Genomic DNA, 16,515 nt, shown 5'->3' on the forward strand with positions numbered 1-16,515 from the left:
ATAATGCGCGGATTGCGTTCAACCATTGGAAACCTTGTGAAATTCATCCTCGATAATATCTTCATTGTTGCAATCGCCCTCGTTTCCGGTGGCGCACTGCTGTTCCCCGCCCTGCTGCCGAAGGGCCGCCGCGCCACCGCGGTCCAGGTTACCCAGCTCATCAACCGGGGCAAGACCACGGTCGTGGACGTCCGTACTGCCGAGGAATTTGCCGCTGGCCACGTGCGCGACGCAAAAAACATTCCGCTGGCAGACTTCGGGAATCGCATCGGCGAACTGGAAAAAGCGAAAAGCCGTACCGTCGTCGTGATTTGCCAGAGCGGCGCGCGCTCGGACAAGGCCGTGCGCCTGCTGAAAGCCGCCGGCTTTGCCGATGCCCTGAGCCTGGAGGGCGGCATGACGGCCTGGACGGCAGCCGGTTTGCCGGTGACCAAGTAAAAGTGCCTGATCAAGTCGTTCGCCACGCGTTGCAGGTGCGCCTTCCGGGGAGGCGCTGCAGCGCGGCGATGCAGGTTTGTCAGGTGCGCTAAATCAAGACAGGAAGGAATTCAAATGACTGCCCATGTTGTGCTCTACCACACTGCCAGCTGCCCCTATTGCGTGCGCGCCGAGCGCCTGCTCGAAGCGAAAGGCGTGACCGACATCGAGCGCATCCGCGTCGACCTCGACCCGGAACAGCGCCAGATCATGATGCAGAAGACGGGCCGGCGCACGGTGCCGCAGATCTACGTGGGCGAGACCCACGTCGGCGGCTTCGACGACCTGTACGCGCTCGACCAGGCTGGCCGCCTCGACCCGCTGCTCAAGGGCGAGTAAGGAAAAGTTCAGGCAAATCAAGGCAAGACAGCGTCTGCGCAAGGTGGAGAGCGGTTATATCGCCCCTCTCTCGCCGGAGCTATTGCATCCAAATTGATTTTGATACAATTGCCGCTGCGTTTGACGCCAGCCCATCAGGGACGGCGCTGGCCGTCCCTTCTACTTCATAACGAAAGCGTTCCATGTCTGACGAAAATCTGCAACCAGTCTTCCAAATCCAACGCGTCTATCTGAAGGACATGTCGCTGGAACAACCGAATTCCCCGGCCATCTTCCTCGAGCAGGAAGCCCCGACCATCGAGGTGTCGCTGGACGTCGGCGCCGAAGCCATCGCCGACGGCATCTACGAGTCGACCGTGACGATCACCGTGACGGCCAAGGTCAAGGACAAGGTCGCTTTCCTGGTTGAAGGCAAGCAAGGCGGCATCTTCGAAGCACGCAACATCCCTGCCGAGCAGATGGATCCGCTGCTGGGCATCGGCTGCCCGAACATCGTTTATCCTTACCTGCGCAGCAACATCGCCGACGTGATCACCCGTGCCGGCTTCCCGCCTGTGCACCTGGCCGAGATCAACTTCGAGGTGTTCTACCAGCAGCGTCGCCAGGCGATGGCCGAAGCCGCTGCCGGCGCACCGGCGAACTAAGCAAGACTGACGTTGGCACTCGGGTAGTAGCCGGTCCATGCGATCGGATCCTGCCCCGACGTGCCCCGCAGTTCCGTGACGGGCATTCGTGTTGCGCTGCTAAAGCGCGGTGCGGATGCCCTTCCTGCCATCTAGGCATCGGTTTACCGCGCCAAGGCCTGCCATGACCATTCCTCGCCCGTTCGCCGCCGCCCTGTTGCTACTGGCATGCGCCAGCGCCAGCGCCTTCGACTTCCGTTCGGTCGGCGCACCCTCCGTGCTGCTGTACGACGCTCCCTCGGCCAAGGGCGGGAAGCGCTTCGTGGCGCCGCGCGGCATGCCGGTCGAAATCCTGGCGCGCTATGGCGACTGGGTCAAGGTACGCGACGCCGATGGCGACCTGACCTGGACCGAGGCGAAGGGCTTGTCGGCGCGCCGCAATGTGGTCGTGAAAGTACCGCTGGCACGCCTGCGCGCGGCGCCCGAGGACAACGCCCCCATCCTGATGAACGCCGACAAGGGCGTGCTGCTCGAACTGGTCGATCCGCAGGCGACCGGCTGGGTACGTGTACGCCACCAGGACGGCATTGGCGGCTATGTACGGGCCGCCGATGTCTGGGGCATCTGAATCGACACCATGCAAGAATTGAAGAAAATGAACAAGATCACTGTCCTCGGCGCCGGCGCCTGGGGTACCGCTGTCGCCATCGCGGTAGCGGCCCGCCACGACGTGCTGCTGTGGGGCCGCAATCCCGAGCAGATGGCGGCCACTGCCGCGGCACGCGAGAACACCCATTACCTGCCGGGCCAGCCTCTGCCCGCCGCCCTGCGCGTGAGCAGCGACTTCGAGGAGGCGCTGGCCCACGTCGAGGGGGGCAAGCGAGGACGAGGCGCCGCTCTTGATCGCGGCCTGCCCGGTGGCCGGCCTGCGCCCGCTGCTGGCCAGCCTGAAAGGCCGGGCAATCCCGAACGTGGTCTGGCTCTGCAAAGGCTTCGAATACGGCACCGGCCTGCTGCCGCACCAGGTGGTGCGTGAAGTGCTGGGCGACACCGTGCCGGGCGCGGCCCTGTCGGGCCCCTCGTTCGCCCAGGAAGTCGCGCGCGGCCTGCCCTGCGCGCTGACGGTGGCATCGACCTCGCCCACCCTGCGCGAGCGCGTCGTCGCCGCTGTCCACGGCGGCAAGGTCCGCGTGTACGCCTGCGACGACGTAGTGGGCGTGGAAGTGGGCGGCGCCGTCAAGAACGTGCTGGCGATCGCCACCGGCACCGCTGACGGCCTCGGCCTTGGCCTGAACGCGCGCAGCCCTGATCACGCGCGGCCTGGCCGAAATCACCCGTCTCGGCACCGCGCTCGGAGGACGCGCCAGTACTTTCATGGGCCTGACCGGCATGGGCGACCTGATCCTTACCTGCACCGGCGACCTGTCGCGCAATCGCCGCGTCGGCCTGGCGCTGGCGCAGGGCAAGCCGCTGGACACGATCGTTGCCGAACTGGGCCACGTGGCCGAAGGGGTGCCGTGCTCGAAGGCGGTGCGCGAACTGGCGGCGAAGATGGGCGTGGAAATGCCGATTACCGACGCGGTGGCGGCCGTGCTGTTCGATGGCTACGATGCGGCGGAAATGGCGAAGCAGCTATTGGCGCGCGATCCGCGCGATGAGCTGGCGTAGTTTGTACGCGTAATGGCACGCGACGCGTGCCAACCCCAGGGTGAACGTGGCCGGCCACGTCCCCCCAGGCCAGGTCAAGCGGCCTGTCCGCGCGGGTCGTTGGTCGGTCCGCCGGTACGCACCTGCCCCAGCAGGATCGTCATCAGGGCCACGCCGTCCTGGTTGGCGCGGATCGCGTGCGGTTCGCCGCCGGCCAGGTACACCATTTCATTCGGCCGCAGCACGATGGTGCGGCCATGCGCATCGACGGCGAGTTCGCCTTCCAGGCACAGCAGCGTGATTTCTCCCTCGACCCGGTGTTCCGGCATCGGCTTGTCCTTGGTGACGACCAGCCGGATCAGTTCCATGTGTTCGGTCTTTGCCAGCGCAATCGACGTGAAGTTCGCGATGTCGTCTTCGCCGCGTTGCAAGGCGATCCGTTCGCCCGATGCTGCATGTTGCAAGGCCATGTCGCCCCCTTTCTACTCGTCTTCGGTTGTATGCGGAACCGCGCGCAGCCATTTCACCAGCGCAAAGGCATCCTCGAATCCGCGCGCCAGGCGCGGCACCAGTTCGTCGGGCGCATTCAGCGTCAAGGGCACTTCGGTCCACACGAAAAAGCTTTTCAGCTTGATGTGCTCGATATGCGGATGGGCCGGATCGAAACCTTTTGGCGGACGCTGCAGCTTGTCTTCGTCGAGCAGGTCGCCATAGGTCGCGCGCAGGTGTTTATTCTTTAACATTTTTGCGAAACCTGTCGCATCGTTGACGACGTGTTCGCGGATCGCCTTCAGGCGCGCGGCCGGCGGCAGGTATTCCCCCGCGCCGAAACCGAGGGTGCCGTCGCCCTCGATCTGGAAGTAATAGGTCGAGCCGCCGCCCTCGCTGGGACGGCGCCGGTTGTTCGGCGTGATGCCGGCCGAGAAGCGGGTTTTATAGGGGGTCTTGTCGTTCGAAAAGCGGATGTCGCGATTAATGCGGAACATCGCCTTCTTTGGATCGACGGCAGCGACGTCGCGATCAAAACGGGACAATTCACGGATCAGCTCGGTCACCACGGCCTGGAATTCTTCGCGCAGGATGTCGTAGCGCGGCTTGTTCATGATGAACCAGGGACGGGTGTTGTTTTCCTTGAGTTCGGTAAGGTATTGCGTCAGGTCGCGCAGGTGCATGGGATGTCGATCAAGGTTACTGGAGAGCGCGTGGACGCTTGCCGACGGTGACGGCGACCGTGGACTCGCGATTCTGGCGCATCAGCGTCAGGCGCGCCTTGGCGCCGGGTGCCAGCCCGGCAATGAGGTTGAGCATCTCGCCGGTATTGGCCACCTTCTTGCCTTCTACGGCAAGGAGGATGTCGCCCGGACGTACGCCGGCGCGGTCGGCGGGGCCGTTGCGCACCACGCCGGCGATGATGGTGCCGCTCTTGCGGGCCAAACCAAAACTGTCGGCAAGTTCCGGGGTGATGTCCTGCGACTCGATGCCGATCCAGCCGCGCACGACCTGGCCGCTCTTGATGATCGATTCGAGCACGTTGCGCGCGGTGGAGACGGGGATGGCAAAACCGATCCCGACCGAGCCGCCGGTCTGCGAGTAGATCGCCGAATTGATGCCGAGCAGGTTACCGTGGATGTCGACCAGTGCCCCGCCCGAGTTACCGAAGTTAATCGCCGCATCGGTCTGGATGAAATTCTCGAAGTGGTTGATGTGCAGGTTGTTGCGTCCCACGGCCGAAATGATGCCCATGGTAACGGTCTGGCCGACACCGAAGGGGTTGCCGATGGCCAGTACGACGTCGCCGACGCGCGCCTCGTCCGGCTTGGCCAGCACCATCACCGGCAGGTTCGGAGCGCCGATGCGGATCACGGCCAGGTCGGTCTCGGGGTCGGTGCCGACGATTTTCGCACTGGCCTTGCGTCCATCGGCCAGGCCGACCTCGATCTGGTCGGCACCTTCGACGACGTGGAAATTGGTCAATATATAGCCTTCGCTGCTGACGATCACGCCCGAACCGAGGCTCGACATCTGTTCCTCGGGCGGCATGCGGTCGCCGAAGAAGCGGCGGAAGAAGGGATCCTTCAGGATCGGGTGGGCTTCGCGCGAGGTCTTGCTGGTGAGGATGTTCACCACTGCCGGCATGGCGCGTCCGGCCGCTTCCCGGTAGCTGCCCGCAGGGGGGCTCGACTGCGCCTGCAGCAGCGGCACCGCGCCCGCGCCGGGGCCGACCGGCACCTGCACGGGTGCGCGCTTGAACCAGTCGGGGCGCAGGGTCGCGGCGACAAAATACAGGGCCAGCGCAACCGTCACCACCTGGGCGAACAGCAGCCAGAGGCGGCGCGCGGCGCCTGGACGGGAGATGACGACGTCGTCTTTCACTTTGTCCGCGTCAGGGTTTTTTTGTCAGGGCGTCGCGGATTTCGCGCAGCAGCACGATGTCTTCCGGCGTGGCGGGGGCTTTCGCCTGCTCTTCGGGCATGACACGCTGGCGCATGCGGTTCATCAGGCGCACCATCTGGAAAATGATGAAGGCGAGAATGACGAAATTCAGGAGAATCGTCAGGAAATTGCCGTACGCAATGACCGCACCGGCTTTTTTTGCTTCGGCCAGCGCCAGGCCGGGAGCCTGGTTATTCAAGGGTATATAGTAATTGGCGAAATCGAGTCCGCCAAACAGTTTCCCGATTGGCGGCATGATGACGTCTTGCACCAGCGAGTCGACGATGCGCCCGAACGCCCCTCCGATGATGACGCCGACTGCCAGGTCGACCACATTGCCACGCATGGCAAACCGTTTGAACTCCTCCAGCATCGCCATCCTGGCTCCCGATTGATCGATTTAGCTCGTGTGATGATACCGCAAGGGTTGCGCGACCGTTCGCACGCCCTGTTGGGGCCTGCCGCGGGCCTGCCGGCGCAGGGCGAAAACGGCCGCGCTCATGCAGGTTGGGCACTCGACAGCAGGCCCATGCCACGCCAAGCGCACACTGCATATATTTTTCTCCAATAAAGATTGCCATTCACATATAATTTTGTGTTGCTGCAAGCTCTTAATTGATTCTCAAGATTCGTAAATTCACGGAGTGGGGTTGGTATGAGTAATGAAAAGCAGGTCGATTCAGGCCGGCGTGGGCTGCTCGTCGCCACATGTGCGGCGGGTGGCGTCGTCGGTGTGGCCACGGCAGGTGCACTGGTCAGTACGTTCCAACCGTCCGAGCGCGCCAAGGCCGCCGGCGCTCCGGTCGAAGTCGATATCTCCGACGTCAAGCCGGGAGAGATGAAGGTCGTCGAGTGGCGCGGCAAGCCGGTGTGGATCTTGCGCCGTACGCCGGAAATGCTCGCCAGCATCCCGAAAAACAACGACCTGGTGGCCGACCCGAACTCCGAGAAGGTCTACCAGATCGATATGCCGGAATACGCGAAAAACGAATTCCGTTCCCGCAAGGAGCACCAGGAAGTCCTGGTCACCGTCGGCATCTGCTCGCACCTGGGCTGCTCGCCCTCCTCCCGTTTTGCCGAAGGCCCGCAGCCGAACCTGCCGGACAACTGGCACGGCGGCTTCCTGTGCCCCTGCCATGGCTCGACCTTCGACCTGTCGGCACGCGTGTTCAAGAACAAGCCGGCGCCGACGAACCTGGACATCCCGCCTTACATGTACATGACCGACACCCGCATCGTGATCGGCAAAGACGAGAAAGGCGAGGCATAACATGGGCGGCCCATTCAAGGAAACCAAGCTGCCGGCCGCCGCGCCGGCCGGCCACAAGGCGCTGGCCTGGATCGACGACCGCTTCCCGCTGTCGAAGCTCTGGAATGACCAGTGGGGCAAGTACTACGCCCCGAAGAATTTCAATATCTGGTACCTGTTCGGCTCGCTGGCGATGCTGATCCTGGTACTGCAGATCGTCACCGGCATCTTCCTGACGATGCATTACAAGCCGGACGCCAACCTGGCCTTCGGTTCGGTCGAATACATCATGCGTGAAGTACCGTCGGGCTGGCTGGTGCGCTACATGCACTCGACAGGCGCATCGGCGTTCTTCATCGTCGTCTACCTGCATATGACCCGTGGCCTGCTCTACGGTTCCTACCGCAAGCCGCGCGAGTTGATCTGGCTCTTCGGTTTCGCAATCTTCCTGTGCCTGATGGCCGAGGCCTTCTTCGGCTACCTGCTGCCATGGGGCCAAATGTCGTACTGGGGTGCGCAGGTGATCGTCAACCTGTTCGGCGCCATCCCCGTGATCGGCCCGGACCTGTCGCTGTGGATCCGCGGCGATTACGTGGTGTCGGATGCGACCCTGAACCGCTTCTTCGCCTTCCACGTCATCGCCCTCCCGCTGGTGCTGCTGGGCCTGGTTGCAGCGCACTTGATCGCCCTGCACGAAGTCGGCTCGCTGAACCCGGACGGCATCGAAGTAAAAGAAAACCTGGGCCCCGACGGCCATCCGCTGGACGCCATTCCGTCGCATCCGTACTACACGACGAAGGACTTGTTCGGCGTCTCGATGTTCCTGCTGATCTTCTCGGCGGTCGTGTTCTTCGCGCCTGAGATGGGCGGCTACTTCCTCGAGTACAACAACTTCATCCCGGCCGATTCGATGAAGACGCCGCCGCACATCGCGCCGACCTGGTACTTCACGCCGTTCTACTCGGTGCTGCGCGCGACGACCGAGGATTTCATCCTGATCCTGATCGCCGCGATCGTGCTGTACGTCGCCTTCGTCTGGATGAAATCGCGTCTGTCCTTCATGAAAAAGGTGCTCGTTGCCGCGATCGCCCTGGTACTGATCATCGGCATGCTGACGCTGGAAGCGAAATTCTGGGGTGTGGTCCTGTTTGGCTCCTCGGTCGTGATCCTGGCCCTCCTGCCGTGGCTGGATCATTCGCCGGTGAAGTCGATCCGCTACCGTCCGAGCTGGCACAAGTGGGTGTACCTGGTGTTCGGCGCTGCTTTCGTGACGCTGGGCTACCTCGGCACCCAGGCGCCGACCCCGGCCGCTGGTGTCGTGTCGCAGGTGTGCACGCTGTTGTACTTCAGCTTCTTCCTCCTGATGCCATGGTGGAGCGCCGCCGGCCAATTCAAGCCGGTTCCGAAGCGCGTGACTTTCCAGCCGCATTGATTCCAGGACTCGAGCACAAGGACAACCATGAACTTCATGAAGAAACTGATCGCAGTCCTGGCGCTGGTGCCGGGACTGGCCTGCGCGAGCGAAGGCGGCTTCCCGCTCGACCGCGCCCCTGAACGTAGCGACATGGCGTCGCTGCAAAACGGCGCCAAGCTGTTCGTCAACTATTGCCTCAATTGCCACTCGGCATCAGCGATGCGCTACAATCGCCTGCGCGATCTTGGCCTGAGCGACGACCAGATCAAGGCAAACTTGTTGTTTTCAGCAGACAAGGTTGGCGAGATGATGACCACGGCAATGCGCCCGGCCGATGCGAAGGCCTGGTTCGGCGCAGTGCCACCGGACTTGTCGGTGATCGCCCGTGCGAAATCGTCGCCGGCAGGCAGCGGTGCCGATTATCTGTACACCTACCTGCGTACCTTCTACAAGGACGACACGCGTCCGACCGGGTGGAACAATATGGTCGTGCCGAACGTGGCGATGCCGCACGCGATGTGGCAGCTGCAGGGCGTGCGTACCCCAAAGATGACGGAAATGCCGGACCCGCACGAGCACGGCAAGACCATCCACAAGTTCGCCGGCTGGGAACAGGTGGCACCGGGTGCGATGAATGCGCAGGAGTTCGACACCGCAACGGCTGACCTGGTTGCTTACCTCAGCTGGATGGCTGAGCCAGCGCAAGGAACGCGCAAAAAACTGGGGGCGATCGTCGTGATTTTCCTGGCAATCTTCTCCTTCCTGGCCTGGCGTTTGAACGAGTCGTACTGGAAAGACGTGAAGTAATTCGTTTTCATTGCCCGCTTGGCTATAATACGGGCAATCATTTTTCGGGGTGAGTCGCTTGGCGCTTCACCCCTTTGTTTCTTAAGGAACTATAAACCATGATGGTTCTCTACTCCGGCACCACGTGCCCGTTCTCCCAACGCTGCCGCCTGGTCCTGTTCGAAAAGGGCATGGACTTCGAGGTCCGTGACGTCGACCTGTTCAACAAGCCGGAAGACATCTCCACGATGAACCCGTATGGCCAGGTACCAATCCTGGTCGAGCGCGAACTGATCCTGTACGAATCGAACATCATCAACGAGTACATCGACGAGCGTTTCCCGCACCCGCAGCTGATGCCGGCCGACCCGCTGATGCGCGCCCGTGCCCGCCTGATGCTGTTCAACTTCGAGAAAGAACTCTTCGTTCACGTGCACGTCCTCGAAGGCGACCGCAACAAGACGAACGAGAAGGCCCACGACAAGGCACGCGCGGAAATCCGCGACCGCCTGACCACGCTGGCCCCGCTGTTCCTGAAGAACAAGTACATGCTGGGCGACGAGTTCTCGATGCTCGACGTCGCGATCGCGCCGCTGCTGTGGCGCCTGGACCATTACGGCATCGAACTGTCGAAAACGGCAGCCCCGCTGATGAAGTATGCCGAGCGCATCTTCTCGCGTCCGGCCTATATCGAAGCGCTGACCCCGTCCGAAAAGGTCATGCGCCGCTGATTCCAGGGCAGTCAGGCGTGGTGCCGCATGCCGCGGCGCGCGCCTGTCGTATCCGTACTTCGTTTTACCCGCGTCACTGTTATTGTTACCCCAACCCGCAGGCGGCGACGCCTTGCGGTGAATCGCAGTAGACTGGCCCTACGCATCTTGCATAGCGCATCTTGCAGCAGCCTGCGCACGGCAGGCTTCAGGGCGACAGTCACGGCCCTTACCCGTTTGCCGGTTCATCCGCGGATCCTTGTTTACTGATTGCACATGCCTGATATTTCCACCAAACCCTACCTGCTGCGCGCCATTTACGAATGGTGCACCGACAGTGGTTTCACGCCGTATCTCGCAGTGAAGGTTGACGCGGCCACGACGGTTCCGATGGAATACGTCAGGAAAGGCGAGATCATCCTGAACATCAGTTATGGCGCGACCTCGGGCCTGAAAATGGACAACGACGCCATCCAGTTCCGTGCCCGCTTTGCCGGTGTCTCGCGCGAAATCTATGTGCCGGTACAAAATGTGCTGGCGATCTACGCCAACGAGAATGGCCAGGGCATGGCCTTCGACGTCAGCACCACCGCCGCCGAGATGCCGCCACCCGCCGAGGAAGCTGCCGCCTCCCCTGGCCTGTCGGCCGTGCCTGGTGTGACGAGCGAGACGCCGTCCACGACGCTGTCGCATTCCCCCGACGGCGACGACGAGCCGCCGAAAAAAGGCGGCCGCCCGACGCTGACTCGGATTAAATAGCGTTATAATTCCTGCCGTACAGATTACGCCGGCTTAGCTCATTTGGTAGAGCAGTTGATTTGTAATCATCAGGTGGCCAGTTCGAAACCGGCAGCCGGCACCACTAGCGTAGTCAAAAAGCCCAGCCCTTACCGGCTGGGCTTTTTGCTTATAGGGCTGCGCGCTTTCCTTAGCGCGGCAGGTACAGGTGGCTGGGCAGTACGAGGGCAGCGGCTGTGCGGGCTGTGGGGCAAATTCGGATGCTCGATCGTCGATACCGGGTATATCGTTTACGCAGCTCACGCCGCATATTGTGCAGCCCGTCGCACGGCGCGCGCAGCGCGCAAGGTAGCCCTTTACAGTGTTTCCATCGATTCCCATACGGAGACCACCATGAACAAACTGCTCGGCACCACCCTGATGGCATCGCTTTTCACGCTGAGTGCGGGCGCTGCCTGCGCGGCTGACCTGGTGCGCGAGACACGCGCCGTCGACACCCGCGTCACGCGAGTCAAGCTCGACGGCGTGGTCGACCTGCTTGTGCGGCAAGGCGCGCAGGCCTCGCTCGTGGTGGCGGGCGAGCGTGCCGATGTGGCGCGCGTGACGACCCGCCAGCGGGGAGAGACGCTGGAAATCGGCACCGAGAAACGCAACAACTATAGCCTTGGCCGCAATCCAAAACTGCGTGCCGAACTGACAGTGCCGAACCTTGCCGAGTTCGTCTCGGAAGGCGTGGGTGCAAGCACGGTCAGCGGTTTCGGCGGCGACAAGATCGTCGTCTCCCTGGACGGAGCCGGCGCTATCACGCTCAATGGCAACTACCGGAATATCGACGCCCGCCTGGGTGGCGTGGGCAGCATGACGATCGACGCGGCCAAGGCCGAGCGTATGGACCTGGCACTGCGCGGCGCGGGGCAGCTGGCCGTGACCGGGCAGACGCGCACCTTGCACGCCACCCTCGCCGGCGTAGGGAACCTCGATGCGGAAAAGCTGCGCGCCGATACCGTGAACCTCGACCTGAGCGGCCTCGGCGGCGCAAGCGTGTATGCCAGCACGGCGGCGAACCTGAACCTGAGCGGCATGGGTTCGGCCACGGTGTACGGCAAACCGGCGCAGCGCAATGCCACGACCGATGGCATGGGCAAGGTGAGCTGGCGCTAAAGGCCCGCGTGGCGGCAGCTCCTGCAGTGTGAATGCAGCCCGCAAGGCCGGGCTGCCGCTGCGCTCGCCGCCATCCTGCGGTACGGCTATTTCAGCACGGTATTATTTCGCACCTCGCTCACGCCCTTGACCTGACGGGCGATCTGGACAGCGCGCTGCGCGCTTTCGCGCGAGGAAACGAAACCGCTCAGCTGGACCGTTCCTTTAAAAGTCTCGACCTGCACTTCGGTGGCCTTGACGGTGGGATCGGCCGCGAACGCGGCCTTGACCTTGCTGGTGATGAGGGCATCATCGATGTACTCGCCGGTGCCCTCGCGGTGCGCGGTTGGCGCGCAGCCGGCCATCAGGCACATCAGGCAGCCGGCCAGGATGGTGGTGAAACGCTGTGCAATTTTCATGGCAACGCTCCCGTGAGATGAATGGATATCGTCCCATTTTCGGAAGGGCGCGTCGACCGCGTTTGGTACTGAACAGAGGTACCAGCCCGGATGGCGGGTCAGGGCGCTTTGGGCACCGCATCGGCGGCGGCGAACCTGTCGCTGTCACGCAACGGCGTGCGCAGGACGAGTTTGCCGCGTGCCATGTCCTGGCCGAGGACCAGCCGCAGGTCGGTCGACGTACAGGTGACCACTTCGACCAGCTGAACATCGTCGAAGCGTTCAGCCAGGCGCTGTGCGGCATCGCGATGGGCGGGGCCGTGCTCGATGCGGGTGCGGCGTACCTTGAAGCCTTTTTCATTGCTCAGCCGCGTTACCTGCAGCCCATCGCCGTCGACCTGGCGCGACAGCGCACGTGCCATGCCGGTCACGCCGTTGCCGTTACGGATTTCCACCAGCACGACATCCGGCCGCGTACGCGGTGGCGGCGCCGGCAGCGGATCGGGCTCACGGGCTGGCAACGCTTGCGCGATCGCGCGCTGCGACGGCAGCCTTACCAGCTCGAGCATGCCGTCCGCCGTCGTGCGCACCTCGGTGGCGGCCCACTCGCGCTCGGCACGCACGGGTGCTGCCACCGCGACCTGGATCGCCGCCACGGCCGTACCGCCGGCAACCGTGTAGTCGCGTTGGAAATCGTGGTCGCGCAGTGCACTGGCCTGGCGGAACATCCGTTCGGCGCGCTCGTCCTGCCCGAGGCGACGCAGCGTTTCGCCCAGGTTGTGCCAGGCGCGGTGATCGAGCGGATCGAGCACGCAGGCTTTTTCGAGTGCGACAACGGCATTCTGGTAGTCGCCACCGAGCAGGTAGGCGTAGCCGAGGTTGGCAAACAGGTAGGCGCCGCCGGGGCCGCCGTCAGGCTTTAACTCGGCGGTGAGGCCTTGCCAGATCGGGATGGCGCGGGCGAATTCGCCCTGGCGGGCAAACGCGGCGGCCAGTGCGTTGCGGGCCTGCACGTGATGGGGAGCCGTCACCAGCGCTGCACGGTAGGACGCGATGGCGTCGTCGTAGCGGCCGGCGACATGGTGCGCGCGGCCCTGGTCATAAGCCAGATTGGCATCGACGCCGACCACGGGCTGTTCGACCTGGTGCGACATGTCGGCACAGGCAAGCAGCATGGCGCCGGCGCACAATACGGACATTTTCTTGAGGATTTTGCAGCTGGACATGATGGAGCTCCTGGTCGGTTCAACGCACACCGCTGACGTTGGCCAGCGTACGGCTCAGCTGGATCATTGCTGGTCCCAGCAGGACCATCAGCAGCGTCGGGAAGATACAAAAGATGAGCGGGAACAGCAGCTTCAGGCCGATCTTCGCGGCGCACTCCTCGGCCAGCAGGCGGCGCTTGTTGCGCAGGTTGTCGGCATACACGCGCAGCGAGTCGCCCACGCTGGTACCGAAGCGTTCGGACTGGATCAGCATTGCCACCAGCGTGTCGATGTCGTCGACACCGCTGCGCAGGGCGAAGTTGCGCAGCGCCTTTTCCTTGCTGAAGCCGGCGCGCATTTCCATCAGCACCAGCTGCAGTTCCTGCGCCAGCGTCACGCTTTTGATGTGGATTTCGCCGGCCACTTTGACGAAGGCGCGTTCCAGGCTCAGCCCGGCCTCGACGCACACGGTCAGCAAATCGAGCGCATCGGGCAGGGTTTCGAAGATCTCGCGTTTGCGCCGGCGCACGATGCGATTCAAGGTCATGTTCGGCAGGTAGTAGCCGACAGTGGCTGTCAGCAGCAGCAGGAACAACAGCTTGCCGCCCGAGAGCAGGATCACCGATGTCGCCACCAGCACGCCGACCGTGGCCGGACCGATCAAGGCGAGCAGCGTCTTCGATGCGAAGAACAGGGTCGGCGCCACGGGACTGCGCCAGCCCGCATTCATGAAGCGGGTGCGCAGCGCCGACTTTTCCCAGCCCTCGTCCGGCACCGACAGCTTGGTCAGCGGCTGCGAGACCTTGGCCACGCGCTCGACCCAGCCGTCGGACTCGAGCTGGGTGGTGTCGGACTTGCCGATGAAACGGCGCAGGCGTGTACGCAGCGCCCCTGGCGCGAACAGCATCATCGCCAGCCAGGCCAGCGCGCAAACGATGCCGAAGACGATCAACAGAAAGGATAATTGTGCGGCATTCATGGCAGCTCCTCAGATGCGGATCCGGATGACCCTGCGCAGCCAGACAACGCCGAACAGGATCATGCCGGCCGCGTACCAGAGCAGGCGTACCCCGCTGGGGTCGGTCCACAGCATGCTCACGTACTTCGGGTTGACCAGCACCAGCATCAGCATCACGCCAAACGGCAGCAGGCCCAGGATCCAGGCCGACATGCGCCCTTCCGCCGAGAGCACGCGCACCTGGGCCACCAGCTTCAGGCGGCCGCGGATGATGGTACTGATATTGCCGAGGATTTCGGCCAGGTTGCCACCGGACTCGCGCTGGATCAGCACCGCGATGATCAGGTAGCGCAGGTCGGTGAGCGGAATGCGCGCGGCCATGTTGTGCAGCGCCTCGCCCATCGGCACGCCGTAGTTGATTTCCTCACGCGCGATCCGGAATTCGCTGCTCAGCGGCTCGGGCAACTCGTTGCCGACGATCTGCAGGACGTTGGTGAACGAATGGCCCGCGCGCAGCGCACGGGCGATGAAATCGGCGGCGTCGGGTAACTGGTGTTCGATGCGGCGCAGGCGGCGCGTGCGCGCGCGCCGCACCAGGCAATACGGCACGCTCAGCGCCAGCAGCATCAACGCGAACCGTACCGGCCAGGGCATCGGCCAGCGCGCGCTGAGCAGTGCAACGAGCAGGAAGGCAGCCAGCGAGCAGCCGAGGAAGCGCGCGACCGTCAAGCCGCTGCCGGCCTGCACCAGCAAGGCATCGAGCCGCTTCAGCAAGCTGACCCGGTGCAGCAGACGATCGAAGCCTTCATGGGCACTGAATTTGCGCTGCTTGAGAATCGAGATGCGCTCGCCCGAACGTCCAGGTCCGCCCGACATGACCTGCAAGCGGCGCGCGATCCGCTGCGCTGCCTTGCCGTGGGTGCTCGACCACCACAGGTAGACGCCTTCGATCAGCAGGATCACGGCGGCGAACAGGAAGACGGTGAAGCTGTAGAAAAGCAGGTCCATGAAGCGGCTCCACTGCAGGCAAGGCCCGCAGATTCATTGGTAGATGCGGTCGGGATCGAAGGTGTCGTCCGGGATTTCGGCGCCGTACATTTTCAGGCGGTCGGCAAAGCGCGGACGCACACCGGTGGCGCTGAAACATCCCTGTACCTTGCCGTCGCGGTCGACACCCGTCTGCTCGAAGCGGAAGATTTCCTGCATCGAGATGATGTCGCCCTCCATGCCGGTGATCTCCTGGATGCTCACCACCTTGCGGCAGCCGTCGATCAGGCGCGACGCCTGCACCACCACCGTCACGGCCGAGCAGATCTGCTGGCGGATGGCGCGCGGGGTCAGGTTGGCGCCCGCCATGCCGACCATGTTTTCCAGACGTGCCAAGGCGTCGCGCGGCGTGTTCGAGTGGATCGTCGCCAGCGAGCCTTCGTGGCCGGTGTTCATCGCCTGCAGCATGTCGAGCGCCTCGGCGCCGCGCACTTCGCCGAGGATGATGCGGTCCGGACGCATGCGCAGGGCGTTCTTGACCAGCGCGCGCTGGGTGACTTCGCCCTTGCCCTCGATGTTCGGCGGGCGGGTCTCGAGACGCACCACGTGCGGCTGGCGCAGCTGCAATTCAGCCGCGTCTTCGATGGTGACGAGGCGCTCGTTGGCCGGAATGAAGCCCGACAGCAGATTCAGCAAGGTGGTCTTGCCGCTGCCGGTACCGCCCGAGATCAGGATGTTGATCTTGGCGATACCGAGGCCCTCGAGCACCTTGATCATCGGCGGCGTCATGCTCTTGTAGTCGAGCAGGTTCTGCACCGTCAGCGGGGTGGCGCTGAAGCGCCGGATCGACAGGATCGGACCGTCTACCGCGAGCGGCGGAATGATGGCGTTGACGCGTGAGCCATCGGGCAGGCGGGCGTCGACCATCGGGCTCGATTCGTCGACCCGGCGGCCGACGCGCGAGACGATCTTCTCGATGATCTTCATCAGGTGCGCATTGTCGTGGAAGGCGACGTCGGTCAGTTCCAGCTTGCCGCGGCGCTCGACATAGACGCGGTTCGCGGTGTTGACCAGGATATCGGACACGCTCGGGTCGTTCAGGAGCGGCTCGAGCGGGCCGAAGCCGAGCATCTCGTGCTGGATGTCGAGCACCAGGTTGTGGCGCTCGTGCTGGTTGAGGACGATGCGCTCTTCCTCGATGATGCGCTGGATCAGCAGCGCCAGCTCGTGCTTGAACTGCTCGGCGGTCAGGCGCTTGAGGCGCTCCAGGTCGATCCGGTCGAGGATCATCTGGTGCATCGACTTCTTCAGTTCCTGGTAGGCCTGGTTATTGGCCTCGGCCGGCAGGACGCCGGCCTTGCGGTCGTCTTCGGATACGGACAGGCGTTCACGCAGCGACATGGTCTCTCCT

General features: G+C 63.5%; 19 protein-coding genes, 1 tRNA gene and 1 pseudogene. 12 read left to right on the forward strand and 9 right to left on the reverse strand.

Translation table 11 applies throughout. The features are described 5' to 3' along the window. Positions 1-36: 36 nt before the first annotated feature. The 5 genes and pseudogenes from G4G28_RS23805 to G4G28_RS23825 all read left to right on the forward strand — a co-directional run bounded on the left by G4G28_RS23805 (position 37) and on the right by G4G28_RS23825 (position 3,107). Positions 37-438 carry a rhodanese-like domain-containing protein gene (locus G4G28_RS23805; protein ID WP_182990217.1) on the forward strand — a complete coding sequence of 134 codons (402 nt, stop codon included), beginning with the start codon at positions 37-39 and terminating at the stop codon, positions 436-438. Between the two features lie 114 nt (positions 439-552). Then, positions 553-816, forward strand: a complete 264-nt coding sequence (gene grxC / locus G4G28_RS23810) for a glutaredoxin 3 (protein WP_182990218.1) — start codon at positions 553-555, stop codon at positions 814-816. Between the two features lie 182 nt (positions 817-998). Continuing rightward, complete coding sequence (secB, locus tag G4G28_RS23815) at positions 999-1,460, forward strand: protein-export chaperone SecB (RefSeq protein WP_182990219.1); 462 nt, start codon at positions 999-1,001, stop codon at positions 1,458-1,460. A gap of 163 nt (positions 1,461-1,623) precedes the next feature. Then, complete coding sequence (locus G4G28_RS23820; protein ID WP_182990220.1) at positions 1,624-2,067, forward strand: SH3 domain-containing protein; 444 nt, start codon at positions 1,624-1,626, stop codon at positions 2,065-2,067. Positions 2,068-2,076: 9 nt separating this feature from the next. Next, a pseudogene (locus tag G4G28_RS23825) lies at positions 2,077-3,107 on the forward strand (NAD(P)H-dependent glycerol-3-phosphate dehydrogenase). A 74-nt stretch (positions 3,108-3,181) separates the two neighbouring features. On the opposite strand, the gene G4G28_RS23830 reads toward G4G28_RS23825, so the two are convergent. From G4G28_RS23830 to mscL, 4 genes are read right to left on the reverse strand one after another with little or no spacing between them, the layout of a single operon-like run. Continuing rightward, complete coding sequence (locus tag G4G28_RS23830) at positions 3,182-3,556, reverse strand: cupin domain-containing protein (protein WP_182990221.1); 375 nt, start codon at positions 3,554-3,556, stop codon at positions 3,182-3,184. Between the two features lie 12 nt (positions 3,557-3,568). Beyond that, entirely contained in the window at positions 3,569-4,258 is a 690-nt protein-coding gene (locus G4G28_RS23835) for a DUF2461 domain-containing protein (RefSeq protein WP_182990222.1), read from the reverse strand. Positions 4,259-4,274: 16 nt separating this feature from the next. Then, complete coding sequence (locus G4G28_RS23840) at positions 4,275-5,459, reverse strand: trypsin-like peptidase domain-containing protein (RefSeq protein ID WP_229425306.1); 1,185 nt, start codon at positions 5,457-5,459, stop codon at positions 4,275-4,277. A gap of 10 nt (positions 5,460-5,469) precedes the next feature. Further along, positions 5,470-5,898: a large conductance mechanosensitive channel protein MscL gene (mscL, locus tag G4G28_RS23845; RefSeq protein WP_182990223.1), complete on the reverse strand. Its 429-nt coding sequence runs from the start codon at positions 5,896-5,898 to the stop codon at positions 5,470-5,472. 276 nt (positions 5,899-6,174) lie between these two features. Here mscL and petA point away from each other — a divergent pair, with 276 nt between their 5' ends. From petA to G4G28_RS23880, 7 genes are all read left to right on the forward strand, one after another. Next, positions 6,175-6,789 carry a ubiquinol-cytochrome c reductase iron-sulfur subunit gene (petA, locus tag G4G28_RS23850; protein WP_182990224.1) on the forward strand — a complete coding sequence of 205 codons (615 nt, stop codon included), beginning with the start codon at positions 6,175-6,177 and terminating at the stop codon, positions 6,787-6,789. A 1-nt stretch (position 6,790) separates the two neighbouring features. Next, on the forward strand, positions 6,791-8,200 hold the full coding sequence (locus G4G28_RS23855) for a cytochrome bc complex cytochrome b subunit (RefSeq protein ID WP_182990225.1): 1,410 nt from the start codon (positions 6,791-6,793) through the stop codon (positions 8,198-8,200). 27 nt (positions 8,201-8,227) lie between these two features. Then, positions 8,228-8,989, forward strand: a complete 762-nt coding sequence (locus G4G28_RS23860) for a cytochrome c1 (protein WP_182990226.1) — start codon at positions 8,228-8,230, stop codon at positions 8,987-8,989. Positions 8,990-9,087: 98 nt separating this feature from the next. Continuing rightward, the gene (locus G4G28_RS23865; protein ID WP_182990227.1) at positions 9,088-9,699 is read left to right on the forward strand and encodes a glutathione S-transferase N-terminal domain-containing protein; all 612 of its coding nucleotides are present in this window, start codon (positions 9,088-9,090) and stop codon (positions 9,697-9,699) included. A gap of 255 nt (positions 9,700-9,954) precedes the next feature. Next, the gene (locus G4G28_RS23870; protein ID WP_182990228.1) at positions 9,955-10,437 is read left to right on the forward strand and encodes a ClpXP protease specificity-enhancing factor; all 483 of its coding nucleotides are present in this window, start codon (positions 9,955-9,957) and stop codon (positions 10,435-10,437) included. A gap of 27 nt (positions 10,438-10,464) precedes the next feature. Beyond that, positions 10,465-10,540: transfer RNA gene (locus G4G28_RS23875), tRNA-Thr, on the forward strand. A gap of 269 nt (positions 10,541-10,809) precedes the next feature. Beyond that, positions 10,810-11,577: a GIN domain-containing protein gene (locus G4G28_RS23880; RefSeq protein ID WP_183107892.1), complete on the forward strand. Its 768-nt coding sequence runs from the start codon at positions 10,810-10,812 to the stop codon at positions 11,575-11,577. Between the two features lie 86 nt (positions 11,578-11,663). Here the strand turns inward: G4G28_RS23880 and G4G28_RS23885 are convergent, their stop codons facing one another. The 5 genes from G4G28_RS23885 to G4G28_RS23905 all read right to left on the reverse strand — a co-directional run bounded on the left by G4G28_RS23885 (position 11,664) and on the right by G4G28_RS23905 (position 16,505). Then, complete coding sequence (locus G4G28_RS23885; protein ID WP_182990229.1) at positions 11,664-11,975, reverse strand: BON domain-containing protein; 312 nt, start codon at positions 11,973-11,975, stop codon at positions 11,664-11,666. Positions 11,976-12,073: 98 nt separating this feature from the next. Beyond that, positions 12,074-13,180, reverse strand: a complete 1,107-nt coding sequence (locus G4G28_RS23890) for a LytR C-terminal domain-containing protein (protein WP_182990230.1) — start codon at positions 13,178-13,180, stop codon at positions 12,074-12,076. A gap of 19 nt (positions 13,181-13,199) precedes the next feature. Beyond that, a complete protein-coding gene (locus G4G28_RS23895; protein ID WP_182990231.1) occupies positions 13,200-14,138 on the reverse strand; it encodes a type II secretion system F family protein in 939 nt (312 codons plus the stop codon). Positions 14,139-14,147: 9 nt separating this feature from the next. Beyond that, on the reverse strand, positions 14,148-15,125 hold the full coding sequence (locus tag G4G28_RS23900; RefSeq protein WP_182990232.1) for a type II secretion system F family protein: 978 nt from the start codon (positions 15,123-15,125) through the stop codon (positions 14,148-14,150). A 33-nt stretch (positions 15,126-15,158) separates the two neighbouring features. Then, entirely contained in the window at positions 15,159-16,505 is a 1,347-nt protein-coding gene (locus G4G28_RS23905; RefSeq protein ID WP_182990233.1) for a CpaF family protein, read from the reverse strand. Positions 16,506-16,515 lie beyond the last annotated feature (10 nt).

It is taken from the genome of Massilia sp. Dwa41.01b (assembly GCF_014171775.1).
In the GTDB taxonomy this organism is placed as follows: domain Bacteria; phylum Pseudomonadota; class Gammaproteobacteria; order Burkholderiales; family Burkholderiaceae_D; genus Telluria.

Coding starts and splice junctions, on each gene's coding strand:
- G4G28_RS23895 (WP_182990231.1), bottom strand. CDS start 14,138: ATGAATGCCGCACAATTATCCTTTCTGTTGATCGTCTTCGGCATCGTT.
- G4G28_RS23885 (WP_182990229.1), bottom strand. CDS start 11,975: ATGAAAATTGCACAGCGTTTCACCACCATCCTGGCCGGCTGCCTGATG.
- G4G28_RS23905 (WP_182990233.1), bottom strand. CDS start 16,505: ATGTCGCTGCGTGAACGCCTGTCCGTATCCGAAGACGACCGCAAGGCC.
- G4G28_RS23830 (WP_182990221.1), bottom strand. CDS start 3,556: ATGGCCTTGCAACATGCAGCATCGGGCGAACGGATCGCCTTGCAACGC.
- petA (WP_182990224.1), top strand. CDS start 6,175: ATGAGTAATGAAAAGCAGGTCGATTCAGGCCGGCGTGGGCTGCTCGTC.
- G4G28_RS23900 (WP_182990232.1), bottom strand. CDS start 15,125: ATGGACCTGCTTTTCTACAGCTTCACCGTCTTCCTGTTCGCCGCCGTG.
- secB (WP_182990219.1), top strand. CDS start 999: ATGTCTGACGAAAATCTGCAACCAGTCTTCCAAATCCAACGCGTCTAT.
- grxC (WP_182990218.1), top strand. CDS start 553: ATGACTGCCCATGTTGTGCTCTACCACACTGCCAGCTGCCCCTATTGC.
- G4G28_RS23820 (WP_182990220.1), top strand. CDS start 1,624: ATGACCATTCCTCGCCCGTTCGCCGCCGCCCTGTTGCTACTGGCATGC.
- G4G28_RS23835 (WP_182990222.1), bottom strand. CDS start 4,258: ATGCACCTGCGCGACCTGACGCAATACCTTACCGAACTCAAGGAAAAC.
- G4G28_RS23855 (WP_182990225.1), top strand. CDS start 6,791: ATGGGCGGCCCATTCAAGGAAACCAAGCTGCCGGCCGCCGCGCCGGCC.
- G4G28_RS23880 (WP_183107892.1), top strand. CDS start 10,810: ATGAACAAACTGCTCGGCACCACCCTGATGGCATCGCTTTTCACGCTG.
- G4G28_RS23890 (WP_182990230.1), bottom strand. CDS start 13,180: ATGTCCAGCTGCAAAATCCTCAAGAAAATGTCCGTATTGTGCGCCGGC.
- G4G28_RS23870 (WP_182990228.1), top strand. CDS start 9,955: ATGCCTGATATTTCCACCAAACCCTACCTGCTGCGCGCCATTTACGAA.
- G4G28_RS23860 (WP_182990226.1), top strand. CDS start 8,228: ATGAACTTCATGAAGAAACTGATCGCAGTCCTGGCGCTGGTGCCGGGA.
- mscL (WP_182990223.1), bottom strand. CDS start 5,898: ATGGCGATGCTGGAGGAGTTCAAACGGTTTGCCATGCGTGGCAATGTG.
- G4G28_RS23865 (WP_182990227.1), top strand. CDS start 9,088: ATGATGGTTCTCTACTCCGGCACCACGTGCCCGTTCTCCCAACGCTGC.